Origin of the sequence: Rhizobium sp. BK008, assembly GCF_014197345.1 — a bacterium.
Classification (GTDB): domain Bacteria; phylum Pseudomonadota; class Alphaproteobacteria; order Rhizobiales; family Rhizobiaceae; genus Rhizobium; species Rhizobium anhuiense.
The window spans coordinates 351,127-368,080 of record NZ_JACIFK010000006.1; the positions used below are offsets into that span (position 1 = coordinate 351,127).

General features: G+C 60.4%; 18 protein-coding genes. 8 read left to right on the forward strand and 10 right to left on the reverse strand.

Features of this window, described 5'->3' with window-relative positions; all coding sequences use genetic code 11:
• The first annotated feature begins 72 nt into the window (after positions 1–72).
• The gene (locus FHT69_RS23805; protein ID WP_063473543.1) at positions 73–1,923 is read left to right on the forward strand and encodes a DUF2264 domain-containing protein; all 1,851 of its coding nucleotides are present in this window, start codon (positions 73–75) and stop codon (positions 1,921–1,923) included.
• 25 nt (positions 1,924–1,948) lie between these two features.
• Here FHT69_RS23805 and FHT69_RS23810 read toward each other — a convergent pair whose 3' ends face one another.
• Positions 1,949–2,455, reverse strand: a complete 507-nt coding sequence (locus FHT69_RS23810; RefSeq protein WP_048338436.1) for an HIT family protein — start codon at positions 2,453–2,455, stop codon at positions 1,949–1,951.
• 319 nt (positions 2,456–2,774) lie between these two features.
• Between FHT69_RS23810 and FHT69_RS23815 the strand changes: the two genes are divergently transcribed.
• Both FHT69_RS23815 and FHT69_RS23820 read left to right on the forward strand, forming a co-directional pair.
• Positions 2,775–3,038, forward strand: a complete 264-nt coding sequence (locus FHT69_RS23815) for a hypothetical protein (protein ID WP_029867892.1) — start codon at positions 2,775–2,777, stop codon at positions 3,036–3,038.
• Positions 3,039–3,080: 42 nt separating this feature from the next.
• Entirely contained in the window at positions 3,081–3,350 is a 270-nt protein-coding gene (locus tag FHT69_RS23820) for a hypothetical protein (protein ID WP_029867893.1), read from the forward strand.
• Between the two features lie 107 nt (positions 3,351–3,457).
• Here the strand turns inward: FHT69_RS23820 and FHT69_RS23825 are convergent, their stop codons facing one another.
• From FHT69_RS23825 to FHT69_RS23840, 4 genes are all read right to left on the reverse strand, one after another.
• The gene (locus tag FHT69_RS23825; RefSeq protein ID WP_183906072.1) at positions 3,458–3,868 is read right to left on the reverse strand and encodes an HD domain-containing protein; all 411 of its coding nucleotides are present in this window, start codon (positions 3,866–3,868) and stop codon (positions 3,458–3,460) included.
• A 5-nt stretch (positions 3,869–3,873) separates the two neighbouring features.
• A complete protein-coding gene (locus FHT69_RS23830; protein WP_183906052.1) occupies positions 3,874–4,197 on the reverse strand; it encodes a DUF2934 domain-containing protein in 324 nt (107 codons plus the stop codon).
• A gap of 54 nt (positions 4,198–4,251) precedes the next feature.
• Positions 4,252–4,608 carry a hypothetical protein gene (locus FHT69_RS23835; RefSeq protein ID WP_183906053.1) on the reverse strand — a complete coding sequence of 119 codons (357 nt, stop codon included), beginning with the start codon at positions 4,606–4,608 and terminating at the stop codon, positions 4,252–4,254.
• A 107-nt stretch (positions 4,609–4,715) separates the two neighbouring features.
• On the reverse strand, positions 4,716–5,006 hold the full coding sequence (locus FHT69_RS23840) for a hypothetical protein (RefSeq protein WP_183906054.1): 291 nt from the start codon (positions 5,004–5,006) through the stop codon (positions 4,716–4,718).
• A 357-nt stretch (positions 5,007–5,363) separates the two neighbouring features.
• Here FHT69_RS23840 and FHT69_RS23845 point away from each other — a divergent pair, with 357 nt between their 5' ends.
• From FHT69_RS23845 to FHT69_RS23855, 3 genes are all read left to right on the forward strand, one after another.
• Positions 5,364–5,678 (forward strand): co-chaperone GroES, encoded by a 315-nt coding sequence (locus FHT69_RS23845; protein ID WP_127431063.1) that lies wholly within the window; start codon positions 5,364–5,366, stop codon positions 5,676–5,678.
• A 153-nt stretch (positions 5,679–5,831) separates the two neighbouring features.
• Positions 5,832–7,460 (forward strand): chaperonin GroEL, encoded by a 1,629-nt coding sequence (gene groL, locus FHT69_RS23850; RefSeq protein WP_029868430.1) that lies wholly within the window; start codon positions 5,832–5,834, stop codon positions 7,458–7,460.
• Positions 7,461–7,512: 52 nt separating this feature from the next.
• Positions 7,513–7,770: a hypothetical protein gene (locus tag FHT69_RS23855; RefSeq protein WP_047618812.1), complete on the forward strand. Its 258-nt coding sequence runs from the start codon at positions 7,513–7,515 to the stop codon at positions 7,768–7,770.
• Here the strand turns inward: FHT69_RS23855 and FHT69_RS23860 are convergent.
• Together FHT69_RS23860 and FHT69_RS23865 are read right to left on the reverse strand one after the other, a co-directional pair.
• Positions 7,751–8,500: an SDR family oxidoreductase gene (locus FHT69_RS23860; protein ID WP_097631692.1), complete on the reverse strand. Its 750-nt coding sequence runs from the start codon at positions 8,498–8,500 to the stop codon at positions 7,751–7,753. The genes FHT69_RS23855 and FHT69_RS23860 overlap by 20 nt on opposite strands.
• Positions 8,493–9,242, reverse strand: a complete 750-nt coding sequence (locus tag FHT69_RS23865) for an SDR family NAD(P)-dependent oxidoreductase (protein WP_029868427.1) — start codon at positions 9,240–9,242, stop codon at positions 8,493–8,495. Before FHT69_RS23865 ends, FHT69_RS23860 begins: the two co-directional genes overlap by 8 nt.
• Before the next feature lie 98 nt (positions 9,243–9,340).
• Between FHT69_RS23865 and FHT69_RS23870 the strand changes: the two genes are divergently transcribed.
• Both FHT69_RS23870 and FHT69_RS23875 read left to right on the forward strand, forming a co-directional pair.
• Positions 9,341–12,397: an FAD-binding and (Fe-S)-binding domain-containing protein gene (locus tag FHT69_RS23870; RefSeq protein WP_183906055.1), complete on the forward strand. Its 3,057-nt coding sequence runs from the start codon at positions 9,341–9,343 to the stop codon at positions 12,395–12,397.
• A gap of 45 nt (positions 12,398–12,442) precedes the next feature.
• Positions 12,443–13,174, forward strand: a complete 732-nt coding sequence (locus FHT69_RS23875; RefSeq protein WP_097631694.1) for a FadR/GntR family transcriptional regulator — start codon at positions 12,443–12,445, stop codon at positions 13,172–13,174.
• Between the two features lie 55 nt (positions 13,175–13,229).
• Here FHT69_RS23875 and FHT69_RS23880 read toward each other — a convergent pair whose 3' ends face one another.
• From FHT69_RS23880 to FHT69_RS23890, 3 genes are read right to left on the reverse strand one after another with little or no spacing between them, the layout of a single operon-like run.
• The gene (locus FHT69_RS23880; RefSeq protein WP_097631695.1) at positions 13,230–14,915 is read right to left on the reverse strand and encodes a thiamine pyrophosphate-binding protein; all 1,686 of its coding nucleotides are present in this window, start codon (positions 14,913–14,915) and stop codon (positions 13,230–13,232) included.
• A 22-nt stretch (positions 14,916–14,937) separates the two neighbouring features.
• On the reverse strand, positions 14,938–16,131 hold the full coding sequence (locus tag FHT69_RS23885) for an NAD(P)/FAD-dependent oxidoreductase (protein WP_097631696.1): 1,194 nt from the start codon (positions 16,129–16,131) through the stop codon (positions 14,938–14,940).
• Positions 16,132–16,140: 9 nt separating this feature from the next.
• Positions 16,141–16,953, reverse strand: a complete 813-nt coding sequence (locus FHT69_RS23890; protein ID WP_047618800.1) for an NAD-dependent epimerase/dehydratase family protein — start codon at positions 16,951–16,953, stop codon at positions 16,141–16,143.
• Between the last annotated feature and the right edge of the window lies 1 nt (position 16,954).

The window sequence follows — 16,954 nt, forward strand, 5'->3', positions numbered from 1 at the left end:
AAGAAATGTCGACGGCCGCGGGCAATATCTGCCCGCGGCCGATCCAGTTTTTCATGAATTTCGAGCCTGACAATGATATATGATCCCGCCCGGGCCAATCCGCTCTTCGGCAATCCGCTGAAGACCCGCGACGACCTCGCCAAGGCCGTCACCGATCTCTTCGAGCCGCTCCTGCCGTATTTTTCTGAAAGCGGCGCCCGTGTGCGCCTCGGTGCGGCCGGCGCGATCTTCGACCGGGCGGCGGCGGATCTGGAAGGATTTGCACGGCCGCTCTGGGGCATTGTTCCGTTCGCTGCAGGCGGCGGCGCGTTCCCGCATTGGGACCTCTATCGGCGCGGGCTGGCGAACGGCACGAACCCCGCTCATCCCGAATATTGGGGCGATCTTGCCGACCGCAATCAGCGACTGGTCGAGCTCGCCGCCGTCGGTTTCGCGCTGGCACTTGTCCCCGAACACATCTGGAAACCGCTCAGCGATAGCGAAAAGAAGACCGTCGCCGCCTATCTTCTCAGCGCGCGCGAACTGGAATTCATCGACAACAACTGGAAATTCTTCCGCGTCCTCATCGATCTCGGGCTGGAGCGCGTTGGTGTCGCCTTCGACCACGGGAAAACCCTTGCCTATCTCGACGAGTTGGAAGCCTTCGACCTCGGGGAAGGCTGGTATCGCGACGGGCCGGTGCGTCGGGTCGATCATTACATCCCCTTCGCCATGCATTTCTACGGCTTGATCTATACCGTGTTGGCGCGCGGCGACGAAGCGCGCAAGGACCGCTTCCGGGATCGCGCCCAGACCTTTGCCGGGGATATCCGCCACTGGTTCGGCCCCGATGGCGCAGCCCTTGCCTTCGGCCGCAGCCAGACCTACCGCTTCGCGGCCGGTGGTTTCTGGGGCGCGCTTGCCTTTGCCGGCGTCGAAGCGCTGCCCTGGGCCGAGATCAAGGGCTATTACATGCGCCATATCCGCTGGTGGTCGGCGATGCCGATTGCCGAGCGCGACGGCGTTCTCTCCGTCGGCTACGGTTATCCCAATCTCTTCATGAGCGAGAGCTACAATTCGCCCGGTTCGCCCTATTGGGCGCTGAAATTCTTCCTACCGCTGGCTCTTCCCGGGGATCACCCCTTCTGGACCGCCGACGAGGCGCCGCAGCCGGAATTTCCGGAGCCGGTTGCGTTGAAACCGGCGGGCATGGTCGCCATGCACACGCCAGGAAATGTGGTCGTGCTCTCCTCCGGACAGCAGCATGACAAGATGCTCGGCGCAAACGAGAAATATTCGAAATTCGTCTATTCCACGCGCTACGCCTTCAACATCGAAGCCGACGACCGGAATTTTGCCGCCGCAAGCTTCGACGGCATGCTCGGCCTCTCCGACGACGGCGTCCATTTTCGCATGCGCGAAACTATGGAAGAGGCGCTCATCGCCGACAATCGCCTCTATTCGCGCTGGCGCCCCTGGAACGATGTCACCATCGAAACCTGGCTGCTTCCCGAAAACCCCTGGCATATCCGCATCCACCGCATCGCCACGCCGCGCGCCCTCAGCACAATCGAGGGCGGCTTTGCGATCGAACGCGCGGACTTCAATGCCGACCGTTCCGATGCAGGGGAAGGCCGAGCCGTCTGGTACGGACAGACCGATGTCAGCGCGATCGTGGATCTATCGCCCGATCCGAGGGCCGGCCATGCGATGAGCCCGATCCCGAATACCAATCTCATCCACGCCAAGACCCTGCTGCCGCAGTTGCGCGGCCAAATCGGCCCCGGAACCACCGTGCTCGTGACCGCGGCAATGGCATTGCCCAGCCGCGAGAACTGGGCACAAGCGCTCGATAATCCGCCTGCCTGCCCTCGCCTCGAAGACTTGGAGCGGCTCTTTCGCGAGAACGGCGAGCGGGTGCCGGCATTCGCCCTCCAGTCATAGCCTGGGATTGGGGGAACAGGAGTGACTATCGTGCGGTCAACTCGGCACGGTATGCTTCTGCGATGCGCTGTGCCAACTCTGCCATTTGATCGTCAGGTATGTGCAGGACCCCATTCTCCGCCATCAGCGCATGGTATTGCTGCTCTTCGAGAGGCACGCCTGAAGGCAAGGGAACGACATGAAAATGCAGGTGACTATTGGCTTGCTGGCTGCCGAGCGAAAGCACATAAATTCGCTCGGCGTCGAACACGCTTTTGAGGGCGCGCGACAAGACATGCACCTTGCCCTGTAGTCGAAGATATTCATCCTTCGACATGTCTCGCGCCAGATCCTCACGGTGCTCCTTCGGACAGACAAGGCAATAGCCGGGTAACGTGGGATATTTGCTCAGGAAAATGATCGTCTCATCGTCTTCAAAAACGCGATGATGAAAGAAAGCGGGGTCGTTCTTGAGCAAGCCGCAGATAAAGCACGGCCTTGTTCCGATGTCGTGGACATAGGCTTTGAGATCAAATGGCTGGCGTTCGATCATTCCAAACCTCTGCCATCTCGCACGCGGCGTATCCTATTGTCAGATTGATGCGACAATCGGAGGGAAGTCAAATTGACCAAGTCATTAGCGCCAATGACACTCACTGACTCCGGAACCGTCACCAAAGCTATTGCAAAAACCCAATGCGCGCCCGACGCCGCCGTCGCATAACATTTTCGAATTACTCAATAGTTATATTTACATCTCCAACTAATGAATAAGAAAAACCCACTCTTCGCAACATTGCTGTAATGAAATCCGGCAAAGCGCAACAGCATACTTAGCTTTCAGTTTTCCGAGATCTTGAGAGGAGGACACAATGCCTACCATAATGATCTGTCACGACGTCAAGGACACGAAACACTGGCTCGCTTCACCCATCCGCAAACAGGTATTGGAACCCATCGGCGTCACGAACATTCGTACGTTTACAGACCCGCAAAACTCCAACCGCGTTGGTTTGGTCATGGACGTCGCAGACATGGAAAAGTTGATGGCCTTCATGCAGACCAAGGCAGCCGCCGATGCGATGGCGAGTGACGGCGTCTTGCCCGAGACCATGATGTTCCTGGTTCAATCGTAATAGCCATCCACGAGACTTGGAAATGCAATCGGGGAGGATGATATGACGACATTATTCGTGAGGCACGAGGTCTCCGACTACGCCGCCTGGCGCAAGGTATATGATGCGTTTCATCAGGTTCAGAAGGCCAATGGGGTGACAGCGCAAGCCGTCTATCGCGCCATCGACAACCCGAACGATATTACCGTCACCCATGAGTTTGCGACGTTTGAAGCGGCTCAGGCGTTCAGCAAACTGGACGAACTGAAGACGGCGATGCGCACGGGAGGCGTGCTCGGCGTCCCGACAGTGTGGTTTACCAACAAAACATGAAATGAGGCACAAAACCTTCGCTGCACCAGCGGAAGTCAGGTTACGGTCGCCATCGGCCCATTATCGATCTTGGCGGCCAGGCGAACTGCGCAAATTTGTCCGAGCTCCTATTGTCGGCTCTTGATGTCGCGCAGGAGATCCAGGCCGCGCTGGTACTTTTCGGTGTTCTTGCCGGTCTGTTCGGCCTGCCGGAGATTGTCTTCGAGATCGGCCTGCTTGACCGGCAAGGCCAGCGGGTTGGATGCCGCGCGTCTGACGAAGTCGTCGTCCGGCCGCCGTGTCAGAGCGTCCACGGCGGAGATGATCGCTGGCGCAAAGCCATCTTCCCTCAGCCTGTCGAGCGTCCAGCCGCTTCCTTTCTCGACCACGTCATGAAGGTAGGCGATCGTCCGCCGCTCATCGCCGGAAACGAGAAGTGCGACCCGCTGGCAATGTTCGAAGAACGGCCGGCCGGTCTTGTCTGCCTGACCTTCATGGGCTGTAAGAGCCACTTGGATGGCATGGTCGAGATGCTGCATGGCGATCACGGGCCCTCGGTCTTCCCGATCTTCTGTCGGGAAGGCTTCTCGCCCGTCGTCATCTCGATGTCAGGGACGGGAACCGCCGCGGCCTGGACAGGCGTTTGTCGCCGATCGAAATCGCCGCTCTCGCCGGCGCCTTGGAGCAGTGCTGCATCATCCCTGTCGTCTTCATCGAGCAGGTTCTGCAGTGTTTCATGCTCATCCTCGCCCGCAAGTTCATCACAGGCTTGCAGCCAGTGACGCTGGTCGGCGCCGTCCGGGCGGCCTTCGGCCTCCCAGATTTCGTAGGCACGGTGACGTATCTGCTCGTGCTTGTCTATCGCCATGATCTCCTCCAAGCGCATTTAAATAAGCCGTCCGAAGAACAGGCCCAGCCACTTTCACGGCGTGTTGATGGTTAGAAGAAAATCCTCCACCCGTTTGTGCTCGTCCTTTGAAAGCGTCTCCACCCGTTCCTTCCAGAAGCGTTCGGCCTCCCGCGGATCTTCATCCCATTGACGAACGTCGGTGATATTGTCGTCGATCATCGACCGGCGGTGGCCGCCGAGGCTGAGATATTCTTTGGCAAGCTTGAGGCTTAGGGTTTCGGTGCCGCTGTGGCGATCCAATGTCGAACTGACGTTGCGCCGGGCAGTTTCCAATGCCCTTTTGCGATCGGCTTCGGTCCGTTCGGTGTCGGCGGAACGCGCGTCGTCGGTCCCGCTCTCGGGCGGCACGGTGGATTTGACGGTCATCATGGATCACCCTTCGATGTTGTGATCCAATAACCTTCGCAAGCAGTGAGAGTTCCGCGTGGGTGGCGATTGATTTGAGCGCGCGATCGAGCCGCACGCGCCGGCGGCAATCAATGAACGGCCATACTCACCATTCGATAGGGGTGCACGGCCTCGAACTGCGAAATCATCGCCGTCGCCTGCAGCAACACGAACTCGGCATTGTCGGGATCGTCACGGGCCAGTTCGTCGGCGTTGACGCGGATCGCTTCAGCCATGTTGTTGGACAGTGCCGCAAACTGCATGTTGCCTTCGACAAGAGCCTCACGCGCCGTATCCTCCAGCGTGCGAGCGATATCGACGAAGATTTCCTCACGTTCCTCAATGCTGAGGTCTCTGATTATATTGGTCTTTTCTTCCATGTCACTCACTCCAAAAGACGTGGGACGGTGATCGAGCTCGTCAAGCCTCGATCATGAGACAGTTGGGAATGTCAAATTCCGGATTCAAGCCTCGATGCGGCTTGAACGCGCCTTCGACGCAGTGTCATCCACCTCGTAGTCCGAACGCGGGAGCCGATTTTCTGTTCCCTGCAATACGTTAGCACTCGTCGGTGGAGAGTGCTAATTTTTCTCTCATTCCCTCTTGAAATTGCAGTGCCGTCGAACCAGATCAGTCGCGCAAGGCGCGCTCGCGCGGAACCTTGCACCCGCCCCGGATTGGTCATCCGGTCCGGCCCGGGGGAGCAACATCATCACTGTTTGTCGATGGAGGAAGACATGTCGTTCCGACCGCTTCATGATCGCATTCTCGTCCGCCGGGTCACGTCAGAGGAAAAGACCAAGGGCGGCATCATCATTCCCGACACTGCCAAGGAAAAGCCGCAGGAAGGTGAGGTCATCGCCGTCGGCCCTGGTGCACGCAACGATGCCGGCCAGATCCAGGCGCTCGACGTCAAGCCCGGCGATCGCATCCTGTTCGGCAAATGGTCCGGCACCGAGATCAAGATCGATGGCGAAGACCTGCTGATCATGAAGGAAAGCGACGTGATGGGCGTCATCGAAACCCAGGACGAACAGCAGCAGGCCGCCTGAGGTCCCTGCGAACATTCGTCAACGCTGGAGCGCTTCAGCTTGTCGTAGAAAAGCAGAACAGCTCCAACATTTTATTTCTGACGCAATTCCGAACGGAAAACCGCTTCGCACCTTTCCCGGAATTGCTCTGGCTGCCTATGAAGGAGTGAGGACATGGCTGCTAAAGAAGTCAAATTCAGCACCGAAGCCCGGGAGAAGATGCTGCGCGGCGTCGACATCCTGGCCAACGCCGTGAAGGTGACGCTCGGCCCGAAAGGCCGCAACGTCGTGATCGACAAGTCCTTCGGCGCGCCGCGCATCACCAAGGACGGCGTCTCCGTCGCCAAGGAAGTCGAACTCGAAGACAAGTTCGAGAATATGGGCGCCCAGATGGTCCGTGAAGTCGCCTCGAAGACCAGCGACATCGCCGGCGACGGCACCACGACCGCAACGGTGCTTGCCCAGGCGATCGTCAAAGAGGGCGCCAAGGCCGTCACGTCAGGCATGAACCCGATGGACCTGAAACGCGGCATCGATCTCGCCGTCGGCGCCATCGTTGCGGAACTGAAGGCCAACGCCCGCAAGATCTCCAACAATGCCGAAATCGCCCAGGTCGGCACGATCTCCGCCAATGGCGATGCCGAAATCGGCCGTTTTTTGGCGGAAGCCATGGAAAAGGTCGGCAATGATGGCGTCATCACCGTCGAAGAAGCCAAGACCGCCGAAACCGAACTCGAAGTCGTCGAAGGCATGCAGTTCGACCGCGGCTACCTCAGCCCCTACTTCGTGACCAATGCCGACAAGATGCGGGCCGAGTTCGAAGACCCATATATCCTCATCCACGAGAAGAAGCTGTCGAACCTGCAGTCGATGCTGCCGGTTCTCGAAGCCGTCGTCCAGTCCGGCAAGCCGCTCCTCATCATCGCTGAAGACGTCGAAGGCGAAGCTCTTGCAACCCTCGTCGTCAACAAGCTGCGTGGCGGCCTGAAGATCGCTGCCGTCAAGGCGCCTGGCTTCGGCGATCGCCGCAAGGCCATGCTCGAAGACATCGCCATCCTCACCGCCGGCACCGTCATCTCCGAAGACCTCGGCATCAAGCTCGAATCCGTCACGCTCGACATGCTCGGCCGTGCCAAGAAGGTGTCGATCGAAAAGGAGAACACCACGATCGTCGACGGCGCGGGCGCCAAGTCCGACATCGAAGGCCGTGTTGCCCAGATCAAGGCCCAGATCGAAGAAACCACCTCCGATTACGACCGCGAGAAGCTGCAGGAGCGTCTTGCCAAGCTCGCCGGCGGCGTTGCCGTCATCCGCGTCGGCGGCTCGACGGAAGTCGAAGTGAAGGAAAAGAAGGACCGCGTCGACGACGCGCTTCATGCAACCCGGGCGGCGGTCGAGGAAGGCATTCTGCCGGGCGGCGGTGTGGCGCTGCTGCGCTCCGTCAAGGCGCTCGACAACCTCAAGACCGCCAATAGCGACCAGCGTGTCGGTGTCGACATCGTTCGCCGCGCGCTCGAGACGCCGGCGCGGCAGATCGCCGAAAATGCCGGAGCGGAAGGCTCGGTCATCGTCGGCAAGCTGCGCGAGAAAAGTGACTTCGCCTACGGCTGGAACGCTCAGACCGGCGAATATGGCGACCTTTATGCGCAGGGCGTCATCGATCCGGCAAAGGTTGTTCGCACCGCGCTGCAGGACGCGTCCTCCATCGCCGGCCTTCTCGTCACGACCGAAGCCATGATCGCCGAGAAACCCAAGAAGGACGCGCCGCCGCCATTGCCCGCCGGCCCCGGCATGGATTTCTAACACATCTGCCGGCCCGCCGGCCTCGCTGGCGGGCCTTTCGAAGGGAATAGAGATGGTTCAAACGATCAAAAACCGATCGCAGGTACCGCTGGACTCCCGCGATCTTGAAACCTGCCAGCACGTCTTCGACAAGCTCCGCGCCGATTACGCGATAGCAAGAGACAGCGATGAAGCAGAACGAATGGCGAGCATCATCATCGAGATCTACCGACAGGGCGTACGCGACCCCAATCAGCTGCAATCGATGGTCGAGGCGGCCCGCGGTCTCTTCGAAACAAGCGAGCGCCCGCCTACGGCTCGGGAAATTTGACCATGGTGCCGCCGCCGGTCGCCTGGTCCGTCGGGAAGACTTCGATCCGCGACACGTCGACGAAGACGGGAAGCTCGATGGCGTTCGAGATGATCGAGGCGATGTGTGAAGGCTGTATCGGACGGTAGCCGTCATAGAGCAGCGTCCGCGCCTGATTGCCCGCCATTGCGGTTCGATAAAGTTCCGTCTGGACGCGGCCCGGCACCACCTCGGTCACCCGAACGGAGGTCCCGAGCAGGTCGCAGCGCAAATTGTCGCAAAACAGGCTGAGCCCGGCCTTCGACGGGCCGTAGGCCGCCATATTCGGATACGGCGCCTGGCCGCCGCTCGAGCCGATATAGATCAGGTGGCCGCGCTTTCGCTCAACCATGGCAGGCAGGAATGCACGGGTCAGCTGCATCGGCGCCTTGAGATTGATGTCGATCATGGCATCGATTTCGGACGGTTCGATCTCGCTGAATGTCGCCCGCGTCGAGAGAATGCCGGCATTGTTGATCAGGATATCGACCTCAGTTCCGTGAAGCTGCTTGACGATTTCGGCGGTATCGCGCACATCGGCCCGGATCGGCTTCGCCCCGCTTTCCCCAGCGAGTTCTTCAAGAGCCTCGGCGCTTCGGCCAACGGCATAGACCGTCAGCCCCATCTTACACAGCTTGTCGACGGTGGCGCGACCGATGCCGCTCGTCGCACCGGTGACCACGGCGACCCGATAGGGCAGCGGCTCAGACATAGATGTAGCCTCCGCTGACGACGACGTTTTCGCCTGTTGCATAGGTGTTGCGGCTCGATGCCATCATGACGATCCATTCCGCCATTTCGACCGGCTCGGCCGCGCGGCCAAGGGCGCTGGCTTTGGCCAGCTCCGGCAGGAATCCGAGCTCCTTGGCGCGATCCGTCGCGAAACCGGCGGGCGCTACGGAATTGACAAGGATCTGGTCCTTGGCGCATTCCTGGGCAAAGGATTTCGTCAGACTGACGACAGCCGCCTTGGTTGCGGCATAATGCGCATTCTGGGGATGAGCCTTGAAAGCATCGACCGAGGTCACATTGACGATCCGCCCCGTAACCTCGGGCGCGTTCACGTGCTGGCGCATATGAAGAACGGCAGCCACCATCATATGATAGGTACCCTTCACGTTGATCGCATTTTCGAGGTCCCATTCCTCGTCGGTGATCTCGAGGATAGGACGTCTCGGATAGATGGCGGCGCTGTTGACGAGCACATGGATCCGGCCGAGCTTGCCGGCGATCTCGTTGAACCCACGATGAGCCGTTTCCGCCCGGGAAATGTCGGCAGCGGCCGTCGCAACCTCGGCGCCGAGAGCACGAAGCGCCTCGGCCGAAGAGGCAAGCAGCTGCTCATTGCGATCGATGAGCCCGATCCTGGTCGCCCCATGCGAGATCATCAGCTTGGCCGTCGTCAAGCCGAGTCCGGAAGCGCCGCCGACGATGATTGCGGTCTGGTTCTTCAAAGTTCCACCTCAGTGTTTTGCGTTGCGCAGCTGCCATTGTATGTTATCACTTATATGCCAAGCTTGACAAAGCTCAAGTGCATTCTGAAGGTTTCGCAATGATTCCACGCCTCCGTCCGCATGGTTCAATCCCCCTTCCTCCTGCAGGATTCTTCCAGCGACTCATCGAGGCGGGGTTCGATGGCGACATCGAAACCGGCGCGGCGAGCCGGACTGTTTTTTCGACCGACAACTCCATCTATCAGATCGAGCCGACCGGCATCCTTTTCCCCCGAGGCGTCGAAGACCTGCAGATCACGGCGGCCGTCTTGTCGGAGCCGGCTTTTCGCGGGATCACCGTCGCGCCGCGCGGCGGCGGAACCGGCACGAACGGCCAATCTCTCACATCGGGCATCGTCGTCGACTGCTCGCGACACATGAATTCCATTCTCGAAATCGACCCGGTCAGGAGAATTGCCCGCGTCCAGGCGGGCGTGGTCAAGGATCAACTGAACCAGGCTTTAAAGCCTTACGGCCTGTTTTTTGCGCCTGAACTCTCCACCTCCAATCGCGCCACCATCGGCGGCATGGTTTCCACCGATGCCTGCGGCCAGGGGTCATGCCTCTACGGCAAGACCAGCAACCATGTACTGGGATTGCGCATCGTGCTTGTAGATGGCTCCGACTGGTGGTCGCGCCCGCTCGATCCGGAGGCGTTCACGGAGATCGTCGCGCGCCAGGACCGTGTCGGCGAGATCCACAGGACAGTCGAGCGGATCGCGCGGGAAAAGCGCGACCGGATCGCCGAGATCTTTCCGAAACTCAACCGCTACATGACCGGCTACGACCTCGCTCACATCTTCCGCAGCGACGGGCGCTTCGACCTCAATGCCATCCTCTGCGGCTCGGAGGGAACGCTGGCGATGATCGCCGAAGCCGAACTCAACCTTCTGCCGATCCCCGCCCATGCGGCCCTGATCAACATCCGCTACGGCGACTTCAACACCGCCTTGGAGGATGCCCGCAGCCTCGTGGCGCTGAACGTCGCCTCGGTGGAAACGGTCGACGAAAAGGTTCTCGGCCTCGCCAGAGGCGACATCGTCTGGACCGGCATTGCCCGCTTTTTTCCGGACGACGCGGGCGGAGCGACCAACGGCATCAATATCGCCGAAGTGCTGGCCGACGATGAAGCCGAACTCGAACGCAAACTCGCCGAGGTGACTGCAGCGCTTGCCACCGGCGCAAATGCACGCCATGCCGGTTACACGATCGCCCGAGGTCATGCCGATGTCGAGGCGATCTGGTCGATGCGCAAGCGGGCGGTCGGCCTGCTTGGAAACGTGGAAGGGCCAGTCAGACCGGTTGCATTCGTCGAGGATACGGCCGTGCCGCCGGAAAACCTCGCGCCCTATATCCGTGAGTTCCGCGCGCTTCTCGATGGCGCGGGCCTTTCCTACGGCATGTTCGGCCATGTCGATGCCGGCGTCTTGCATGTGCGGCCGGCACTCGACCTTACCCGCGACGACCATATCAAGCTGGTTCGGGAGATCAGCGACGCCGTCGTAGCGCTGACGCGCAAATATGGCGGCGTGCTCTGGGGAGAGCACGGCAAAGGCGTGCGTTCCGAATATGTGCCGGAATTTTTCGGCGATCTCTATCCCAGCCTGCAGGAGATCAAACGGGCTTTCGATCCGGAAACCCGCCTCAACCCAGGCAAGATCGCAGCCCCGTCCGGCCAGGCGCTGCTGAAGATCGACGACGTGCCGCTGCGGGGAGAGACCGACCGCGTCATCGGCAACGAGATCCGCTCGGCCTTCGACAACGCCGCCTATTGCAACGGCAACGGCGCCTGTTTCGATTTCGAAGAAACCAGCCCCATGTGCCCCTCCTACAAGGCGACACGCGATCGGCGCTTTTCGCCCAAGGGCCGCGCAGCTTTGATGCGGGAATGGCTGAAGCTGCTTGCCGAGAAGGGCATCGATGCTCGCGAGGAGGCAAAACGCTTGCGGCGGAGCGGTCCGCTGGCGAACCTGGCGCGGCGCGCCTTCAACTCGCTGAACCCCCAAAATCGTGACGACTTTTCCCATGAGGTCCGCGCTGCGATGGACACCTGTCTGGCGTGCAAAGCCTGCGCGGGGCAATGTCCGGTGAAAGTCAGCGTCCCGGCCTTCCGCTCCAAATTCCTCGAACTTTATTACGGACGCTACCTCCGTCCGCTGAAGGATCCGCTCGTCGCCGCCATCGAGACCACCCTGCCCCTGGTTCAGCGGATACGACCTGCCTATAACCTTATCGTCAGCACGCGCGCCGGCAGGATGATGATGCGCGTCGCCGGACTGACGTCCCTGCCCCGCCTGCCGCAGATCTCTCTGGCGAAAGAGGCCGCCCGCCTTGGGGTACCGCTTGCGACCCCGTCGCGGATCGAGGCCTTGTCGCCGCGCCAGAGGGGGCAGAGCGTTATCTTCGTCGCCGATGCGTTTACCGCCTATTTCGATCCTGAGGTCGCCCTCGCCGCAATCAGGCTTGCGCGGAAAATGGGGCTCTCGCCCTTCCTCGCCGCGTCCCACGTTAATGGCAAAGCGCTGCACGTTCATGGCTATCTCGGACGTTTCGAGGCTGCGGCCGAGCGGACCGCGTGCTATCTCCAGCGGCTGGATGAAGCGGGTGTAGCGCTGGTCGGGCTCGATCCGTCGATGACGCTCGCCTTTCGCAGCGAATACAAGGGCATGCTGAAGGCGGCTATTCTTCTTCCGCAGGAATGGCTGGTCACCAATCTTGACCGGCTTGCCGCGTCACCCTCCTCCGCCAAGGGTAAAAACTTCCGGCTGATGGCCCATTGCACCGAACGCACCAATGCGCCCTCTTCCGTTGCACAATGGAAACAAGTGTTCGCAAGCCTCGGCATCGACCTTCAGGCGGCACAAACGGGGTGTTGCGGAATGGCCGGCACCTTTGGCCACGAGGCCCGCAACCGGCCGATCTCCGAGCGCCTTTATGCGATGAGCTGGAAGCCGGAGGTCGATGCATCAGGCGATACCGACAGTCTCATGGCCACCGGATATTCGTGCCGCTCCCAGGTGAAGGAAATCGACAACAAACGCATCCCGCACCCCTTTCAGGTCATCGATAAGATAATGTCTGAAAACCCCGGCATCCCGCAATCAGACGTGGCATGATATGTGATATGTGCTAAATCTGATCGTGAAAATCGGAGCAACCCTGTGTCAATCATCACGCAACGAGGCAATCTCGCGGAAATCGTCGTTGCGAAGCTGATGGAACGGATCGATTCCGGTCTTTATGCCCCCGGCGAGAAAATTCCGTCAAGTGCGCAGCTGTGCGAAGAGTTCGGCGTTTCCCGAACCGTCATTCGCGAGGCGCTCACCTCCCTCAAGGTGGGCGGACGGGTGACGGCGCGACAGGGTGCCGGGGTCTATGTCAGCGAGAAGGACGCAAAGACCCTCAATTTCGAGATCAGCCGCATCGAGGACATTCGCTCGGCGATGCAGATCCTGGAGTTGCGACTCGGCGTCGAGATCCAATCCGTTGCCCTTGCAGCGTCGAGGCGCACGCCGGAGGCGCTGGCAGAAATTGCCCGCGCCTATGACAACCTTGAAAACCTGGTGACGGACGATGCCGAGGTCGAGGCCCGCGCTGACTTCGAGTTTCATCTTGCGATCGCCCGCGCCACCCGCAATCCCCACTTCCCGAGTTTTCTGGAAGCGGTGATAGAGAGCATCAATTTCGAACTCGTGCTCAAACATCGCCAATCGGCGCGCGGCTACAGCACCTACCTGAAGAAGATCAACAAGGAACACGCCGCTATTCTGGCCGCGATCACCCAAGGCGATGCCAAGGCTGCCAAGGCCGCGCTGATCATCCATCTGGAGGAAAGCCTCCATCGCTACCGCACGATGCTCAATGAGCCGGCGAGCAGCGAAACAGAGGATTGATGGGCACCGCCTGCTTTTCAGGCGGTGCGTTTTCCTGCGATCACTTTCCCAGCAATCACTTTCCCTGGGCGATCGCCTGATCGCGAATTTGCGTCAGGGTCATTTTCGGCGTCAGCGCTTCCGGGTCGATCCGGATTTCGATGAGACCCGGCTTGCCTGACGCTTCGCAGCGTTCGAAGGCGCCGGCGAAGTGCTCGGTCTTTTCCACGGTCTCGCCGTGGAGGCCATAGGACCGCGCCAGCGCTGCAAAATCCGGGTTCGTCAGGCCGGTGCCGGAGACACGGCCGGGATAGCTGCGCTCCTGATGCATGCGGATCGTGCCATACATGCCGTTGTTGATGACGAGAAAGATCACCCGAGCGTCATACTGCATGGCGGTTGCAAGTTCCTGACCGTTCATCAGGAAACATCCGTCGCCGGCAAAGGCAACCACCGTGCGCGCGGGATCGGTGATCTTGGCGGCGATCGCCGCCGGTACGCCGTAGCCCATGGAACCGTTCGTCGGTCCGAGCTGGGTGCGGAAGGTGCGGTACTGATAGAAGCGATGCGCCCAGGCGGAATAGTTGCCGGCGCCGGTGGTCAGGATGGCGTCGGGCTTGAGATGGCCGCGCAGCCATTCCATGATGTCGCCCATCTGCACGGGACCCGGCACCTCGGGATGCGCGAGGTTTTCGAGGTAGTCGGCATGAGCCGTTCTGGTCCAGTCCTTCCACACCGGCGCAGATGATGGATTCAACTTTGCCGCCTGCGACAGGAAACCCGCAACGCTGGCATTGATCGGCAATCGCGCGTGATAAACGCGCCCCAATTCTTCCGCGCCCGGATGGATATGAACGAGCAACTGCTTCGGCACTGGAATGTCGATCAGCGTGTAGGCGCCCGTCGTCATCTCCCCGAGACGGGCACCGATGGAGATCAGCAGGTCGCAATCCTTCACATGGCGGATCAGCTTCGGCCCTGCGGCAAGGCCAAGATCGCCGGCATAATTCTCATGCCTATTGTCGAACAGATCCTGGCAGCGAAAGGACGCGGCGATCGGCAGGCTGAAGGCTTCCGAGAACGCCTTCAGGTCGACAACAGCCTGCTGCGTCCAGCCGCCGCCGCCAACGACGACCATCGGGCGCTTCGCCTCGGAGAGAAGGCCGAGCAATTCTTCGAATTGCGGTTCGCCGGCAAAGGCCTCGACCTTCTTGTAAGTCGGGGTGTCGGCGACATCGACCATATCGGTCAGCATGTCTTCCGGAAGAGCGACGACCACCGGCCCGGGCCGACCGTTGACGGCTCTGTGGAATGCCTGACTGATGAGTTCGGGAATGCGGGCGGCATCCTCGATCTCGACGACCCACTTCGCCATCTGGCCGAACATGCGGCGATAATCGATCTCCTGGAACGCTTCGCGCTCCATCTGGTCGCGCGCCACCTGGCCGATGAACAGGATCATCGGTGTCGAATCCTGGAAAGCCGTATGCACACCGACGGAAGCGTTGGTCGCGCCCGGCCCGCGGGTCACGAAGCAGATGCCGGGTTTGCCGGTCATCTTGCCGTAGGCTTCCGCCATATAGGCAGCCCCGCCTTCCTGCCGGCAGACGATGAATTCAATGGCATCTTCCATGTCGTGAAAGGCGTCGAGGGCGGCAAGATAACTTTCGCCCGGCACGCCGAACACGCGCTCGACACCGTGGATGCGCAAGGCATCGACGAGCACCTGGCCGCCGCTGCGCTTCAATGTCTCATTTCTCATCGGGAGCCCCTCTCCTTGTGCGTTAAATGACGGCGTCTTCGAGGAAGGGCCGGTTTGCCGTCACTCGTTCGTAGCCGAATGGCGAAAGATCGAGCGTCTTGAAGCCGCCATAGGCAATCAGTTCCGAGAGACCCCGTCCCATCGCCGGCGATTGCTGGAGACCGTGCCCCGAAAAGCCGTTTGCGAAGAGGAAATTGCTGACCTCAGTATGCGGTCCGAGGACGACATTGTGATCGAGGGTGCAATAGTCGTAGTGGCCAGCCCAGGAATTGACGACCTTGATCGCTTCAAAGGCCGGAACCCGGTTCGCCATGATCGGCCAGATTTCCTCATCGAATTCGTCGTGCATGACGTCGAAATCGTTGGGATCGACCTCCGGATCGTGCTTGGGATAGGTACCCATCAGATAGAATTTGCCCTCGGGCCGGAAGAAAACGCCGGTGGGGTCGATCGTCAGGCCGACCTTTCCTTCGAGCGGTGTGCGGCAATCGACGACGAACAGCGAGCGTCGGCGTGGCTCGACGGGAACGTCGAGCCCGGCCATGCGGGCGACCTTTTTACCGTTGGTGCCCGATGTGTTGACCATCGTGCCGCAAGCGATCGTCTGGCCGCTCTTCGTCGACACGGAAACCATGCGGTCTCCCTCTCTGTTGACGGCAACGACTTCGTCTTCGATATATTCGACGCCCAAAGAGCGCGCTTTCTTGCGGAAGCCCTGCAGCAGGCCGACGCTGTCAAACCAGCCCTCACCCCGTTCGCCGGTGCTGCCGAGCGTCAGCCCTTCCAGGTTCAGCCAGGGAAACCGCCGGCCGAGGCCGCCAGGATCGAGCAGCGTCACATCAGCCCCGCAGGAGATCTGGGTCTCGTGATTGCGCCGGAGAACCTGATCGCCGCGTTCGTCCTCGGCGAGGAACAAATACCCGGCCTCATGAAAACCGATCTCCGGCGTGTCGTCGTCGATGGCGACGTTTTCCTTGAAGTTGCGGATGAACTCCGTCCCGAACTGCGAGACTTTGACATTGATCGCATTCGAGAACTGGTGACGGATGGAGCTGGAAGAGAGCGCGGTGGCCGACCGCTGATAGGTCCAGTCCTTCTCGATCACCAGGACCGATCCGTTGAAATCGGGGTTGGTCGCCAGAAAATATGCCGTCGAACTGCCAACCACTGCACCGCCGACGATCACCACGTCATAGGACGACTTGGAAGCTTGCATCGGTGCGTCTCACTTCTTCTCGTCTTCATAATGGCCGGCAGCCGCAAAGCTGCCGCCCTGGAAGCGCACCGCCGGATCGTTGGGATCGCCTTGTTTCGTCTTCGCAAAGACCTTGTCCGCGTAATCGTCGGCGCTGTCTTCCGGCTTGTATCCAAGCGACGCCGCCGTGCGGTTGTCCCAGAAGGCCTGGCTGTTGTCGGACATGCCATAGGCGACCATGAAGCCGACGCGTTCGGCCGACAGGCTCTTTTCGACGAGCTGGCGGCAATCGCGATAGGAAAGCCAGGTGATGAGATGGCGCCGGTCCGTCGGCTCCGGGAAAGACGAGCCGATGCGCAGGCTCACGGTCTCGATCCCGAACTTGTCGAAATAGTAACGGCCGAGGTTTTCGACGAAGGTCTTCGACACGCCGTAGAGACTGTCGGGGCGGGTCGGTACGTTGCCGTCGATCGTCTCGGTGCGCTCGTAAAACCCGATGGCGTGAACGGAGCTGGCATAGACGATGCGCTTGACGCCATGCTGGCGCGCCGCCTCATAGATGTTGTAGCTGCCGACGATGTTGGCGTTGAGGATGGTGTTCCAGGGAGCTTCCAGCCCCTGACCGCCCATATGAATGATGGCGTCGCAACCCTCCACGGCTTTGGAAACGGCGTCGAAGTCGGAAAGGTCCGCCGGGAAATCTTCCTCGTGCGGCGCGAGGTTGTCGCAGGGCTTGCGTGCGGACAGCCTGACGATCTTGCCGAGCCTTGTTCCGGATTCGCGCAACTGGGTTCCCAGAGCGCCGGCCGCGCCGGTCAGAAGCGTGCGCTGATAATCGGTCATC